This is a genomic window from Paenibacillus thiaminolyticus (genome assembly GCF_007066085.1).
Classification (GTDB): domain Bacteria; phylum Bacillota; class Bacilli; order Paenibacillales; family Paenibacillaceae; genus Paenibacillus_B; species Paenibacillus_B thiaminolyticus.
The window spans coordinates 5811590-5825392 of record NZ_CP041405.1 but is presented as its reverse complement, the minus strand read 5'-3'; the positions used below and the strand labels follow the sequence as shown (position 1 = coordinate 5825392).

12 protein-coding genes are annotated in these 13803 nt (G+C 55.9%); 3 read left to right on the top strand and 9 right to left on the bottom strand.

The features are described from left to right. Positions 1 to 50: 50 nt before the first annotated feature. Positions 51 to 512: an N-acetyltransferase gene (locus tag FLT43_RS25670; RefSeq protein ID WP_087442073.1), complete on the bottom strand. Its 462-nt coding sequence runs from the start codon at positions 510 to 512 to the stop codon at positions 51 to 53. A 261-nt stretch (positions 513 to 773) separates the two neighbouring features. Between FLT43_RS25670 and FLT43_RS25665 the strand changes: the two genes are divergently transcribed. Next, a complete protein-coding gene (locus FLT43_RS25665) occupies positions 774 to 956 on the top strand; it encodes a hypothetical protein (RefSeq protein ID WP_087442072.1) in 183 nt (60 codons plus the stop codon). Between the two features lie 119 nt (positions 957 to 1075). Here FLT43_RS25665 and hemW read toward each other — a convergent pair whose 3' ends face one another. The 6 genes from hemW to FLT43_RS25635 form a co-directional block, all read right to left on the bottom strand. Further along, the gene (gene hemW, locus FLT43_RS25660) at positions 1076 to 2287 is read right to left on the bottom strand and encodes a radical SAM family heme chaperone HemW (RefSeq protein ID WP_087442071.1); all 1212 of its coding nucleotides are present in this window, start codon (positions 2285 to 2287) and stop codon (positions 1076 to 1078) included. 75 nt (positions 2288 to 2362) lie between these two features. Further along, positions 2363 to 4183, bottom strand: coding sequence for a translation elongation factor 4 (lepA, locus tag FLT43_RS25655; protein WP_087442070.1), 1821 nt, complete (start codon positions 4181 to 4183; stop codon positions 2363 to 2365). 132 nt (positions 4184 to 4315) lie between these two features. Next, the gene (locus tag FLT43_RS25650; RefSeq protein WP_087442069.1) at positions 4316 to 4726 is read right to left on the bottom strand and encodes a translation initiation factor 2; all 411 of its coding nucleotides are present in this window, start codon (positions 4724 to 4726) and stop codon (positions 4316 to 4318) included. Between the two features lie 60 nt (positions 4727 to 4786). Then, positions 4787 to 6094: a stage II sporulation protein P gene (locus FLT43_RS25645; RefSeq protein WP_087442068.1), complete on the bottom strand. Its 1308-nt coding sequence runs from the start codon at positions 6092 to 6094 to the stop codon at positions 4787 to 4789. A 93-nt stretch (positions 6095 to 6187) separates the two neighbouring features. Continuing rightward, positions 6188 to 7951: a sensor histidine kinase gene (locus FLT43_RS25640; RefSeq protein WP_087442067.1), complete on the bottom strand. Its 1764-nt coding sequence runs from the start codon at positions 7949 to 7951 to the stop codon at positions 6188 to 6190. Then, positions 7948 to 8712, bottom strand: coding sequence for a response regulator transcription factor (locus tag FLT43_RS25635; RefSeq protein ID WP_174818162.1), 765 nt, complete (start codon positions 8710 to 8712; stop codon positions 7948 to 7950). The genes FLT43_RS25640 and FLT43_RS25635 overlap by 4 nt, the downstream gene beginning before the upstream one ends. Before the next feature lie 238 nt (positions 8713 to 8950). On the opposite strand from FLT43_RS25635, the gene FLT43_RS25630 reads away from it, so the two are divergent. Next, entirely contained in the window at positions 8951 to 10021 is a 1071-nt protein-coding gene (locus tag FLT43_RS25630) for a M23 family metallopeptidase (RefSeq protein ID WP_087442066.1), read from the top strand. A gap of 987 nt (positions 10022 to 11008) precedes the next feature. Here the strand turns inward: FLT43_RS25630 and gpr are convergent. After that, positions 11009 to 12010, bottom strand: a complete 1002-nt coding sequence (gene gpr / locus FLT43_RS25625) for a GPR endopeptidase (RefSeq protein ID WP_087442065.1) — start codon at positions 12008 to 12010, stop codon at positions 11009 to 11011. Positions 12011 to 12252: 242 nt separating this feature from the next. Here gpr and rpsT point away from each other — a divergent pair, with 242 nt between their 5' ends. Continuing rightward, entirely contained in the window at positions 12253 to 12525 is a 273-nt protein-coding gene (rpsT, locus tag FLT43_RS25620; protein WP_087442064.1) for a 30S ribosomal protein S20, read from the top strand. Positions 12526 to 12613: 88 nt separating this feature from the next. Here the strand turns inward: rpsT and holA are convergent, their stop codons facing one another. After that, complete coding sequence (gene holA / locus FLT43_RS25615) at positions 12614 to 13660, bottom strand: DNA polymerase III subunit delta (RefSeq protein WP_087442063.1); 1047 nt, start codon at positions 13658 to 13660, stop codon at positions 12614 to 12616. Positions 13661 to 13803: the final 143 nt, after the last annotated feature.

Sequence of the window (13803 nt, the reverse complement as noted above, 5' to 3'; positions counted from 1 at the left end):
AGTGCTAACCGTCACTACAAAAATACCAAACGGACAAGACGATTGTCAAGTCAGTTCAGTACTTTCAGGACAGCTATTTCATCGCAGCAGTGCCGCTTTTTGCAATGGACACAGTCGGTCCATACCTTTTCCGGGAAAATCTCCTTCTCCACGATCTCGAAGCCATTCTTCTGAAAAAAACGCGCTTCATACGTCAAGGCCATCACCTTCGGTATCGATCGGGCCTCCGCCTCTTCCAGGAGCTTGTCAACCAGGAGCGAACCAATGCCCCGGCCCTTGCATTCGGGAACGATGCCCAGCGAGCGGATCTCGACCAGATCGCTCCCGAGCTGGCACAGCGAACCGCAGCCGACCAGCTGCTCATCGAGTTCCGCCACAACGAAGTGCTCCAATTGCGCCTCCAGCAATTTGCGCGAACGGGGAAGCATGATCCCTTGCTCTGCATAAAAACGGATAAGTTCAGTTAAAGCGTCAATGTCTTCCGGTACAGCTTTTCTTACGATGGGTATCATGTTGAGTCCCTCCGAGTGTGACCTGCCTCACATTGTGATTTACGTATGAATATACAATATGATGCATAGTTTTTCAAGGGGAATTTTCCCTTCCCTCCAAGCCGCCACACTCTAGCGCCTGCGCCCTCATTGATTCCTACTGCCGGCCTTGAGACGGACGCCACAAGGCGAAACCTATGCATACGGTACATGACTCCGCTTGCCCGGGACATACTAGCAATAACGCATCGTGTCATCAGAAGGCAGGTGAGTAAGATCGATATGACAAAAAGAGTGTTGTTCATTACCGCGTTCTTTGCGGTCATTGGCTCCATGTTCGTGATTCCGCAAATGATCGAGCCTTCGATGGGCGACATCGTGTTCACATTCGCAGGTGTGCTTGTCGGCTCGCTGTTCATGGGATTCGCCGTCTCCCTCTTCATGCGTTTACTGCTGAAGCGCTAGCCCCCGCTGCGAGCCGTACATATAACACAACCGCCGCAACCTGATTCGCTCAAGTTGCGGCGGTCGCCTGCGGCCGTATGCCTGCCGTTCTTTTATCGTCATCTTATTGCTTGGTTACCTTATTGCTTCGTTCCTTGAGCCAGCGCGCCGACGAAGGCGGCGAACACATCATTGCCGAACAACAGCCCCTGCTCTGTCAGCCGATAGCCCGCTTCCGTCGGCTCCAGCAGCCCCTTCTTCAGCAGCCGCTTGATCGGCTGAGCGAACACTTTGTCGAGCAGTGCGCCATTGAATTGCTCCGAGAAGCGCTCAATGCAGATCCCTTCCAGCATCCGCAGGCCGACCATCATGAAATCTTCCATCGCTTCCGCTTCCTCGACCCGAAATGAATCCAGCCGCGGCAAGCCTTGCTTGCAGGCGTCATTATACGGAGTGACGCCCTTGATGTTCAGATGCCGCTGCCGGCCGACATATCCATGCGCGCCAGCGCCGAGGCCGTAATAGTCCTCATTGCGCCAATAGGTCGCATTATGCCGGCTCGCGTAGCCCGGCCGCGCGAAGTTGCTGATCTCGTACTGCTCATAGCCGGCCGCCTTCATCCGATCCATGATGAGCATATACATATCCAGCTCGTCCTCTTCGCTCGGAAGCGGCAGCTCATTGCGGTGGTACATCGCATGGAACAGCGTGTTCTCTTCCACCTTCAGGCTGTAAATGGACAGATGAGGGAGATCGAGCTCCAACGCTTTCTCGACGCTATGCCCTACCATCTCGACCGTCTGGTTGGGCAGGCCGAACATCAGGTCGATGGACATATTGGCGAATCCGGCGCGCTTCGCGTTGTCGATGCTCCGGTAGACGTCGTCCGTATTATGGATGCGGCCGATGCCGGTCAATAGATCATTGTTGAAGGATTGGACTCCGAAGCTGATCCGGTTCACGCCGCCCTCCCGCATGACCTGCAGCTTGTCCGCATCGGTTGTGCCGGGATTGGCTTCCATCGTGAACTCGATATCCGGGCTCCACTGCGGAAAGGCGCGCCGCACCGACGTCAAAAAATAATCCATCTGCTCCGGCGTCAATACGGTCGGCGTCCCTCCGCCGACGAATATCGAATCAATCACCCCGGGGGGATGTTGTTGAACGGTATGCTCCATTTCGTGCTCCAGCGCTCTCAGGTAGTCCATCACCGGCTGCCCCTTAAGCACATAGGAATTAAAATCGCAATAGTGGCATTTATTCGTGCAGAACGGGATGTGGATATAGACCGCGCGCGGAGCGCGGCCTTCAGATGAAGGATGAGCCCCTTCGCTTCGTTCGTTCCGTGTCATGCATAGTCCCTCCCATTTCCTGCTTCTATCTTAAGTATCTTCTCTGAAAAAAGAGGGAGCATCCGCCCCCTCCCGCTACTTACTATCATCAATTTTAAGCACGGCCATGAACGCTTCCTGAGGCACTTCCACGCTGCCGACCTGCTTCATGCGCTTCTTACCTTCCTTCTGCTTCTCCAGCAGCTTCCGCTTCCGGGAGATGTCCCCCCCGTAACATTTGGCCAAGACATTCTTGCGCATCGCCTTGACCGTCTCGCGGGCGACGATCTTCGTTCCGATGGCCGCTTGGACCGGCACTTCGAACATCTGGCGCGGTATCAGCTCGCGCAGCTTCTCGCACAGCAGCTTGCCCCGATGGTACGCCCGATCCTTATGCACGATGACCGACAAGGCATCGACCTGCTCGTTGTTGAGCAAAATGTCCATCTTAACAAGGTTCGATTTGCGGTAGCCTGATAGCTCGTAGTCGAACGAAGCATAGCCGCGTGTGCTGGACTTCAGCTGATCGAAGAAATCGTATACGATCTCGGACAACGGAATCTGGTACGTAATCGTAACCCGGGTCGTGTCGAGATATTGCATATCCACGAATTCGCCGCGCTTGCCCTGGCATAGCTCCATAATCGCGCCGACGAAATCGTTCGGGACGATGATGGACGCCTTGACGTATGGCTCCTCGACATAGTCGAGCTTGCTCTGATCCGGGTAGTTCGACGGGTTATCGATCGTCAGCTGCTCCCCGCTCGTCAGCGTCACATGGTAGATAACGCTTGGCGCCGTCGTAATGAGCGGAATATTGAATTCGCGCTCGATGCGCTCCTGAATAATCTCCATGTGGAGCAAGCCGAGGAAGCCGCAGCGGAAGCCGAAGCCGAGCGCCGATGAGGTCTCCGGCTCGAAGGAGAGCGAAGCGTCATTCAGCTGCAGCTTCTCCAATGCTTCACGCAAATCATTGTAGTCCGACGTATCAATCGGATACAGCCCGCAGAATACCATCGGGTTGATGCGGCGGTACCCCGGGAGCGGTTCGGCGGTCGGACGCTTCGCATCGGTGACCGTATCCCCGACGCGCGTATCGCCTACGTTTTTGATCCCGGCGACGACGAAGCCGACATCGCCCACGTTCAGCTCGTCGATGATGGTCATGCGGGGCTTGAACGCACCCACCTCAATAACTTCGAACGTCTTGTTCGTTGCCATCATCTTAATCTTGCTGCCCGCGCGGATGGAGCCGTTGACGACCCGGACATAGACGATGACGCCTTTGTACGGATCATAATGGGAATCGAAGATAAGCGCCTTCAGCGGCTCCTCCGGATCCCCGGTCGGCGCCGGCACTTCCCTTACAATCTGCTCGAGGATCTCGCGGATGCCGATGCCCGACTTGGCGGACGCCAGCACCGCATTCGAGCAATCGAGCCCGATTACGTCCTCGATCTCCTGCTTGACGCGGTCCGGTTCGGCGCTTGGCAGGTCAATCTTGTTGATGACCGGGAGAATCTCCAGGTTGTTGTCCAGCGCGAGATAGACATTCGCCAGTGTCTGCGCTTCAATGCCTTGCGCCGCATCGACGACCAGCAGGGCGCCTTCGCAGGCTGCCAAGCTCCGTGACACTTCATACGTGAAGTCCACGTGGCCCGGAGTATCGATCAGGTTCAGAATATACTCTTCTCCGTCATCTGCCTTGTAGGTCAGGCGGACTGCCTGGAGCTTGATCGTAATTCCCCGCTCCCGCTCCAGATCCATTTTGTCAAGGACCTGTGACTGCATTTCCCGGGCGGCCAGCGCTCCCGTATATTCAAGAATCCGGTCAGCAAGGGTTGACTTGCCGTGGTCAATATGCGCAATGATACAAAAATTCCGAATCTTCTTTTGTCGTGACAGCAATTCCGTCATTCGTATTCCATACCCCCACCACTAAGCCAAGTTTCAATTCATTCATTATAACGGATTGAGGGGGCAACAGCAATAAAAAGGCGATTATAGGGCCGCAGCGTCGAAAAACAGCCGGTTCCGGGCCCGGGTTCGTCAAAATAATCCATCGAATAAGCCGACGACGGCGCGGATGCCCGCCTGCGATAAAGTCTGCAGCAAACCCGCGGTCTGATCGGCCAGCTTGTTGACCGCCGCATCCTGGACAGGGGGAAGCCCTTGCGCCGGCGGCAGTTCGGCTTCTGCCGGCCATTCCCGGGGCGGAATGGCCGGAACCGCTGCTTCCCGCTCCTGCACAGCCTGCACGGGGGCCGGTTCGTCCGGGCTCGCAAGCGGCTCTTGAGCAGGCCGTTCAGACCATGCCGAATCGGCAGGGACGGAGCTCCGGTTCGTATCGACCGGACCGTATATCCGCTCGATGCTGACGGAGGTCACCTCCATTCCGATGAAGACGCCGACAACCAACAGAACCATCATGCCTACAACCTGCTTCGCGAAGCGGGACATAGCGGTAGCCTCCTTATCTCATTGTTCCATCGGCCCATCCGTTCAAGCCGTTCCAGTTCCTTACCCATTGGCCCCCGGCTGAGCGTTCTTCCGGCTTGCCGTATTCCGTTCGGGCGCTTGGCCCGGCGCCTGACGCTGCTGTTCCTTCTGCTCGGGCTTCATCACCGGCTTCGCGTTCGTCTTCTCGCGCACGATCTCGGTAATCAGCTCCGCCAACACCTCTGCGGTGCGGTAATTTTCCTCCAGCGTATTGTCGATGCCCCCGATCTCCATAATTACGCTGTTCGGCGACAACGATTGGTTGTATTCTCCGTTCCCTTGCGCCGTCGACTTGCCCCAGATTCCCCTTGAAATGCCGGGATACTTGTTCTCCAGCCGGTCATGAATCTCCTTGGCGAACTTCTCGTTATCTCTCCAATCGGGATTGCCGCGGCCGATGACAAAATAAACTTGGGCATAAGAGGTCCCGTCAATCTCGACCGTCGAATCTTTACGGCGCAGCGCGTCCCGGTGGATGTCGAAGAAAAATTGGAGATCCTGATGCTCTGCCATCGCCTGCTTTACCGTTTGCTTCGAGTATTTGTAGGAATAGTTCCAGCTATACCCTTTGATCGTCGACGAATAGTCCTGGTTGGAATGAACGGCTCCGATCCCCCGCTTCTGGAGCTCCTTCTGCAAATGCTTCCCGACCAGCGTCACGTTGATTTTGGGGTCGTTCGGATTCGCGCTCTCCTTCTTCAATTCCGGGTTCCACGATTCCCGGTTATGGGAATGATAGATAAAAACGTAATCTTTCAAATTAGAGCTTGACCCGCTTCGTTCCGTATTCGACGGGGCCTGCGGCTGCACGGTCTCCGTCTGCGGCGGAGCCCCTCCGCCCGAATCGTCTGTCGGCTCTCCCCCGTGCTCCGGCAAGGTTGATTCCGCCGGAAGCGAAGGATAATCAACCGGACCCTTGGCCGATTGGTTCCCGACGCCTAACCGGAGCGGAATCGCTTGTTCGCGGTTCAGTCCCGGAACCTCTCCGGCGAGCAGCGATTTCGGATCAAGCGGATTCACATTGGTTGCCATCTGTACGAGGAATTGGGCAATCTGTGTCCGGGTAAGGGAAGATTCCCCCTCTCCAGAGGGCAGATTCGGCATTTCCATCGCAAGCATATCGACAAACAGGCGGCTGGACAGCTGCGCCGCGACTCCCTTCATCGAAGCAAGCGGCGATGAATCCAGCTTCTGTTCCAGCAATCCTCCCAGCCCAAGCACGATAAAAAACATGGCAGAAGCAATCGATAATAGCAGAAATGTGCGTCCCATGAGCAGCGTCTGCATCCACTTCTGCTTCCATTTGGCAATATTGACCGTGCGGAACATAGAAATGCCCTCCTTTATCCTGCTGTCTCACTCTCTCAATCCATTGCGAGAGTGCATTTAGTAGAATCTATGAGGGCATTCTATGAGATAGAACTATATTTTTCGATGCTCCGCACCAGGAAGAGATAATAGAATGACCGTTCCTCCGCCCGGCTCGCTGCTTGCCTCCAGAGTGCAGCCATGCGCTTCGGCCAATTGTCTCGAGATCGCCATCCCCAAGCCGCTGCCTTCGGCCGCCCGATCGGTAGACAGGCCGCGGTAATAGCGCGTGAACAAATGACGAAGCGTCTCCGCATCCATGCCCGCGCCGTCGTCCCGGAATTCCAACGCCTCCACGCCATCGCGGGCAAGAAAAGAGATTGCCAACGCTGTACCAGGCGGATTGTGGAGAAAAGCATTCATGCAAATATTTTCTATAATTCTGCGAAAATATCTCGGATCGAACGAGAACCATACCGGAATATCCGGCCGCTGATAGTGTATGAGCGCCTTCGGATGCTGCCGCAGATCGAGAATGTCGTCCAGCGTCTCCTCCAGCCATGCATCGAGACATAGACGCTCTCTCTGCAGCGGCAGACTTCCGCTCTGCAGCCGGTAGGTGAGATTCAAGTCCTGCAGCAGTTGATCCATCCATTCGGCCTTCTCGGTCATGACGCTGGCGAATTCGGCCACCTCTTCCCGCGACCAATCGTACTGCTTCGCCTCCAGCATGCGTGCGTAGCCTACGATAGAGGCAAGCGGCGTCTTCAGATCATGGGACAGACCCGCAAGCCACTCCTCGCGCTGCCGGTCATGCTGCCGGCGCTCCTCCTCGGCGGAGCGGAGCCGGGAAGCAAGCTGGCGGAGGGCCTGCATGACGTCTTCATAAATGCGGTAATTCCGCTTCAACTTGCCGCTGCGCCGCTCCGAACGCGGAAGCCCGCGATGGTCGGCCGGCTCTTCATAGATGCCGTCCGCGATTCGCTCCGTCCAACGCATGACATGTAGCTGGGGCCGGGCAAGCCGGGTGCTCTGCCACCAGGCCATGAACAGAAACACAAAGATCATCGTCGCGACAACGCCCCCGATGGCAAGCAGAAAAATATCCTGATAGGAAGCGATACGGAAGCCGGCTGCAGTCAGCGGCGCTCCCTCCGTCTGATGGGGCATTTGCAGCACCCACGTGTCGCCTGTTGCCGGATTGTACCGGTACGCAAGCAAATGGGCATAATGCTCCGGCTGCAGCGACCGCAGCGCAATCTCCTGCAGCGTCAGCCGCTCGGCAACGTCTGCGGGCTTGTTCCAGGATTCTAGTGTGCGGCCGGCGGCATTCAGGCGGGTCACCCATGCATCATGCGGCACCAGGAGCTTGCGGACGGATTCCACGGACGGAACCCCTTCCTCCCGTGAGGCCAGCCATTCATCCAGCAGCTGCGATTGCGGCGGGTAAGCCCCGTATAATAGCGTAATGTTGCGGCCGCCGACGGAACGAATATAAATAAAGATGCCGTACTTGCTAGGCAGCTCCCTATGCACGTAGGCGACAGCTTCTCCCGGCGCATACTGGGCCGGCATGTCGCTGGGCGCATTGAAGGAATCGATTACCTTGCCGTCCTCATTCAGCACCTGCAGCCAGCCCCCGCTCGAGGTCAGCCGCTGGAGCACCTCGTCAGGCCAGACAACCCGCCCCTGCTGAGTCACCTCCACCGATTCGACAATCCGGGTCAGTTGGCTGGTTGGCAGATTGCGGCTCATATCTAACGCGCTCATCCGATCGGCGACCCATAGGAAAGCCGCAAACATGCAGCCGAGCAGCATCGCGCCGATTAAGAGCCATTGCGATGCGTAATGCCAAGCCAGCCGTCTGCCCGATTTCATAGGCCGGGCCTCCCGCTTGACCGTCCGCCGCCGTCCTGCTCCGGCGGCACCAGCTTGTAGCCCATGCCGCGCACCGTGACGAGGAGGCGGGGCCTCCCCGGCACTTCTTCGATCCGTTCGCGGATGCGGTGGATATGGACCATGACGGTATTGTCATCGCTCATCGCGTCGCAGCCCCATACCCGTTCATACAGCTCCTGCCTCGTGAACATCCGGTTCGGATGCCGGCAGAAGAACAGCAGCAGCTGGAACACCATCGCCGGACATTCCACCGGGATTCCGTCGACCCGGAGCTCGCCAGCCGCCTCGTCGACCGAGAATCTTCCATAGACATAGCGGGCGGCCGGAGCCGCCTTCGGTTCCGGAGCCGGCTTCCCCGCCGATGCCAGATAACGCTTGAGCTGCGCCTTGACCCGCGCCGCCAGTTCCAACGGGTTGAACGGCTTCGTCATATAATCGTCCCCGCCTAGCGCAAAGCCGGTCAACTTGTCCAAATCCGTCGTCCGGGCCGTCACGAATATAATCGGGGCATCGGTCGCCTCACGCAGGAACGGAGCCAGCTCGAAGCCGCTTTTTCCGGGAAGCATCACATCCAGCACGATCAAATGGACGGGGTGGCTGGCGCAATACCGGACAGCCTCTTCTCCACTTGCTACGCATACCACATCCGTAAACCCCTCCTTCCCAAGGACCGTTCTCACCATTTTGCCAATGGCGGAGTCGTCTTCCACGATCAAAATTCGGCCTTCATATATATTCATCTTGCCGTATTCCTCCTTAGCAGCTATGTATCCGCGACTCCCTGTTTTGCTTTCATTTCATTGTACCATGCCCGCCTGTCTCCGGTTCGAACGCAACCTTAACGCAATCTTAACGGACTCCCGCTTTCCGGCAGGATGGACATCATAGTTAAGCTAAAAATGAACTGGCGTTACGGTGGAGTTCAATCCGGAGATCTATGATGTAAGCAGGGGACAGACCAAGAAAGGAAGATGACCGATGAAGAAACGATCTCTCGCCGTATGCATGTTAGCCTTCTTGTCCGTAACCGCCATGAGCGGTTGCGCGGGGAATACAGGCAGTCAGAAGGAGAATCCGGCGGAGGAGGCCGGCATTGTCAAGGAAAAGGAACCGGATTCCGGTGAGAACCGAAAAGCTCACGAACAGCCGCAGCAAAAAACAGAGGGGCTAGAGACGCAGGTCCAAGAGGCGTTGAACGGCGATGATGTCAGCGGCTGGATCGCCGCTCATGAGGGTTCCAAGCTGTATGAGCATTTCTCGCCGGAGTTCCAGGAGAAAGTAACCGCGGAGGATATCGATAAGCTGCTTCGCCGAGCCTGGAAAAAGGGAGAGACTCCGGTTCAAATCTCACGGCTTGCGGCAAACGGCACGGACACATACGTATGGAGCAGCGAGGACGGCAAGATGTACTTGACCGCCATCCTGCACGAAGGCCGGATTCACGGCCTGCTCCTGCTACCGTCCGACCCCCGGGCTACGGATGAGAAGTATACGCGCCATGTCTACCGAATGCCGTTCGAAGGGGAGTGGACGGTCGCCTGGGGAGGAATCAACACGATGCTGAACTATCATTATGAATATCCAGCGCAGCGGTATGCGTATGATTTGTTCATCGTGCGCGGCGGGGCCAGCCTGGAAGGAGATCCGAAGGACAACGCCAGCTACTTCGCGTTCGGGCAGCCCGTCGTGGCACCGCTTGGCGGCAAGGTAGTCAAGGTAATGGACGGGCATCCGGACAATGTGCCGTTCGACAAGCCGCTAACGGAGGAAGCAGCAGGCAATCACGTCGTCATCGATCACGGCAACGGCGAATACAGCGTGCTGGCCCATTTCAAAAAGGACTCCATTGTTGTGAAGGAAGGCGATACGGTGAAGCAGGGCGATCGGCTTGGCCTGTGCGGCAATTCCGGCAAATCATCGGATGCCCATATCCACTTCCAGGTGTCCGACAGCCCTTCCCTGGAGGAAGGGGCGTCGCTTCGGATCCGGTTCGAGGATGGAAGCGAGCCGGTTCGGGGAGACCAGGTGCAGGGGCAAAACAAGCGGTAACGAGCTACGCATGCTTCGTTCGGGGCATTGGGCGCAGGTTACGTTCGCGGTAAGCCACGTCCGGGCCAGGCCCGATCAAAAAACACCCGTTAAGGGTGTTTTTTTGCTGGGAGGCTAAGCGGATTTATATTTGCTATGCCCCGGGGTGCGCGCGCCGAAATGGACTCCATTTATTGGGCCGGTTGGAGCGGTTGGGTCGGTTTGTCCAACTCCGGGGTGAAAATTGCTGCATGGCTACAGTAATTTGCGACAGTTGGGCTGTCCTGGGTTGAAATTGCTGCAAAAGTACATCATTTCCACAAGTTATATCTATTTTTAGAACGGGATGGCTGAAATTCCTGCACTTTTGCAGGAATCCCATTGCGCCATAGCTAAGTCCATAAAAATGCTGCACTTTTGCAGTTTTGGGGGACAGTTTGGGCAGCTAGGCAGATTCAGCAACTGTAACCAACTTGTTTAATTCGGTTCACTTAACACACGCTAGTTACTTAGTAAACTCTAGTTACTTAGTCCATCCACTTTACTTAGTACGCTCTAGTTACTTTTTTCCACCCAGTTTACTTACTACGCTCTATTTACTTAGTCTACCCAATTTACTTAGTACGCTTTATTTACGTAGTCACCCAATTTACTTAGCACGCTCTAATTTACATAGTCCACCCAATTTACTTAGCACGCTCTAATTTACATAGTCCATCCAATTTACTTAGCACGCTCAATTTACTTGCCGCGCTCAATTTACTCAGTTCAATCAGTTCACTAAATCAATCAGTAAGTCATCGGAGTCGACTCAATCAAGTCAAGTCAATCTAAATCAACCTCAAGCGACGCAATCAACTGACATTCCGTAAATTCAATCGCAATCCGGTCGCTCAACTCCGTGCAAGTCAATCCCGGGGAGCTTCAAGCTCCCCCCATTTCTACTACCTTGCGAAGCCAGGCTACCGGCCCGACCTCCGTAATCCGGTCTCCGGCCTTCGTCCATCATCAGTGCGTATAGGCGGACACGTTGCTGCTGTCGACCGCTTCGTGCAGCGCCGCGTTCAGGCCGCTGGCAATAATGTTGGCCATATCCTCCATGAACTCGTCGACTTCCTTCGGCGTTACGATCAGATCATGGCCAAGCGGCTCCAGCACTTCTTTTACCAGCATCAGGCGGTCCTGCTCGCCGATCTCATCGAGAATGCCGAGAATCTGCCGGGTCTGGTTCGTCTCCTGCTTGAAGTGCTCCCGCATCATTTCGAACGTGTTGTTGACGATGGTCGAAGCATAGCATACGGTCGGCACGCCGATGGCGATGCACGGCACCCCGAGAATCTCCCGGGTCAGCCCGCGCCGCTTGTTGCCGATACCGGAACCGGGATGAATCCCGATATCGGCAATCTGGATCGTCGTATTGACACGCTCCAGCGCCTTGGAGGCGAGGGCGTCGATCGCGATGATGAGATCGGGGCGGATTCGATCGACGATGCCTTGCACAATATCGCTTGACTCGATCCCCGTCACGCCGAGCACGCCTGGGGCAACAGCGCTGACCTCCCGATAGCCGGGGCTGACCTGATCCGGCATAATCTCGAAGTAATGGCGGGTGACCAGCACATTCTCGACGACGAGCGGCCCGAGCGCATCGGGTGTCACATTCCAGTTCCCCAGGCCGACGATAAGCACTTTGGCGGAAGTCCCGATCCCGATTTCTTCGAGAAAAGAAGCGAACAGCTGCGCGAACGATGTAGCGACGCGATCCTGGAGGTCGGAATCTTTGCGCCGCAAGCCCGGCACCTCGAACGTAATGTAGCGCCCCGGCATGCGGCCGATCGCACGCGATCCTTCCTCTGTCTGCACGTGAATCCGCGTTATTTTGACGCCGCGATCCTCCTCGACATGCTCCTCCACACCTGGTATGGACACTGCCTGATCAGGGGATGCCATCTCCCTGGATTCCAAAGCTAAATCGGTACGAACCGAATAATTGCGCAAATCCGCCGACATGAGTTCTACCTCCCAAAAGTTCCATTTTGCAGATATTGTGTGTGATGGAGGGCAACTTTATGCGGCAGAATCGGAAATATTGGCTGTCGATGCCTGTCTTGGCTATCGGGAGACCATGGCAAACATATTGCTTTTTAGGGTATGTCATGCTAGAATATTTTAAGTTGTGAATCTATCTCATGCTGATATGGAAATGGTATAGATTCGATTTGTCGCACTACGATGCAACGGAGGTGAATGCAATGCCTAACATTAAATCCGCTGTGAAACGCGTAAAAACGAACGACAAGCGCCGTCTGTTGAACGCTTCTCAGAAGTCTGCACTTCGTACGGCTGTCAAAGCAGCTGACGCTGCATTGGCTAACAATGAAGCGGACAACGCCAAAGGAGCTGTCGCTCTGGCTTCGAAAAAATTGGACAAAGCCGTTACAAAAGGCTTGATCCACAAAAATGCGGCTGCCCGCAAGAAGTCCCGCTTGGCACAAAAATTGAACGCTCTGCTTGCGCAAGCGTAAGCGGCAGCCTTTCATACTTAAATGCAGCAAAAAAGCCCGAAGATATGAACGCTTGCGCGTCTGTCTTCGGGCTTTTTTTGATAGCGGTCTAGCGGGAAGCGGCCGTTCCGCTCCGCTTGCTGCCCGCTGCCATCCGCATGATGAACATCTCCAGACCGAGCGTCTTGTCCACCCGCCCCGACTTCATCTCATAATCGAGCTCCGCCGCTTCGGCCAGCCAACCGGCCAATACATCGGTTCCGTAGGCGCGCGCCTGTTCAGCCGCCATCTTCGCCGCATAAGGATGGATTCCGAGCTGAGAGGCCGCCTGTTGCTGCGTGAAGCTCTGATTCGTCAGCTCCTTAACCTGAAGCATAATCCGAAGCTGCCTGACGATGAGCGCCATAATCTTAATCGGCTCCTCCTTCTGCTTCAGCAGCTCGTGCAGGGTCGCCAATGCCTTGCCCGCGCGATGGCGGACGACATCCTCGACCAATTGAAATACGTTCTGCTCCGTGTTTTTGGCGATGAGCCCTTCGATCGTCGCCGTATCAATGACGCCGCCTTCCCCGGCGAACAAGCAGCATTTCTCAATCTCGCCCGCCAGCGCTTGCAGATTCGTTCCTACTGCATTCAACAGAGCCGTTACCGCTTCCTCCCCGATGGAGCAGCGATGCTTGTCCGTCTCCCGCTTCACCCACTGTGCCAGCTCCTCGGCCCCTAACGGCTGAAAGGCAAGCACCGCAGCCTTCGCCTTGGCCGTCTTGACCGTCTTCTTGCGCTCATCCAGCTTGTCCGCCTGCACCAGGAAGACGATGATGCTTGTCTCCATCGGCTGTTCCATATATTCAAGCAGCCGCTCGGTACGATGCTCCATTTTGTCTTTGCCGGAGGCAAAAATCGATTGATCCTTGACCAGGATGCACTTGCGGGGCACAAGAAACGGCAGCGTCTCCGCTTCCTCAATTACGGCCTCGATCGGAGCTTCGGACGTGTCCATCTTCATTACCGCCAATTCCCGGTTCTCGGGCTCGAAGGCATGCTCCAGTAAAAAGGTAACGAACTCCTGCATTCTGTATTTTTCCGTACCATACAGTACATATATCGGGCGCGGCTGCCCGCGCTGGATTTCTTTAATCGCCGCTTTTATATCCAATGCCTTATGCCTCCCCTTGTCTCTGCACTTCATGATAGCAAAAATTACGGACCGCCGCAAAAAACAAAGGGACCGGCGCAACCCTGAACGGGCGGCGCAAGTCCCTCTGTCCCATACCATCTATGATAAACGCCTGCAACGAA

Excerpts from the sequence above, each read along its gene's own strand:
- FLT43_RS25665 (WP_087442072.1), top strand. The coding sequence starts at position 774 with ATGACAAAAAGAGTGTTGTTCATTACCGCGTTCTTTGCGGTCATTGGC.
- FLT43_RS25640 (WP_087442067.1), bottom strand. The coding sequence starts at position 7,951 with ATGAAATCGGGCAGACGGCTGGCTTGGCATTACGCATCGCAATGGCTC.
- gpr (WP_087442065.1), bottom strand. The coding sequence starts at position 12,010 with ATGTCGGCGGATTTGCGCAATTATTCGGTTCGTACCGATTTAGCTTTG.
- rpsT (WP_087442064.1), top strand. The coding sequence starts at position 12,253 with ATGCCTAACATTAAATCCGCTGTGAAACGCGTAAAAACGAACGACAAG.
- lepA (WP_087442070.1), bottom strand. The coding sequence starts at position 4,183 with ATGACGGAATTGCTGTCACGACAAAAGAAGATTCGGAATTTTTGTATC.
- FLT43_RS25645 (WP_087442068.1), bottom strand. The coding sequence starts at position 6,094 with ATGTTCCGCACGGTCAATATTGCCAAATGGAAGCAGAAGTGGATGCAG.
- FLT43_RS25635 (WP_174818162.1), bottom strand. The coding sequence starts at position 8,712 with ATGAATATATATGAAGGCCGAATTTTGATCGTGGAAGACGACTCCGCC.
- hemW (WP_087442071.1), bottom strand. The coding sequence starts at position 2,287 with ATGACACGGAACGAACGAAGCGAAGGGGCTCATCCTTCATCTGAAGGC.
- FLT43_RS25670 (WP_087442073.1), bottom strand. The coding sequence starts at position 512 with ATGATACCCATCGTAAGAAAAGCTGTACCGGAAGACATTGACGCTTTA.
- FLT43_RS25630 (WP_087442066.1), top strand. The coding sequence starts at position 8,951 with ATGAAGAAACGATCTCTCGCCGTATGCATGTTAGCCTTCTTGTCCGTA.
- FLT43_RS25650 (WP_087442069.1), bottom strand. The coding sequence starts at position 4,726 with ATGTCCCGCTTCGCGAAGCAGGTTGTAGGCATGATGGTTCTGTTGGTT.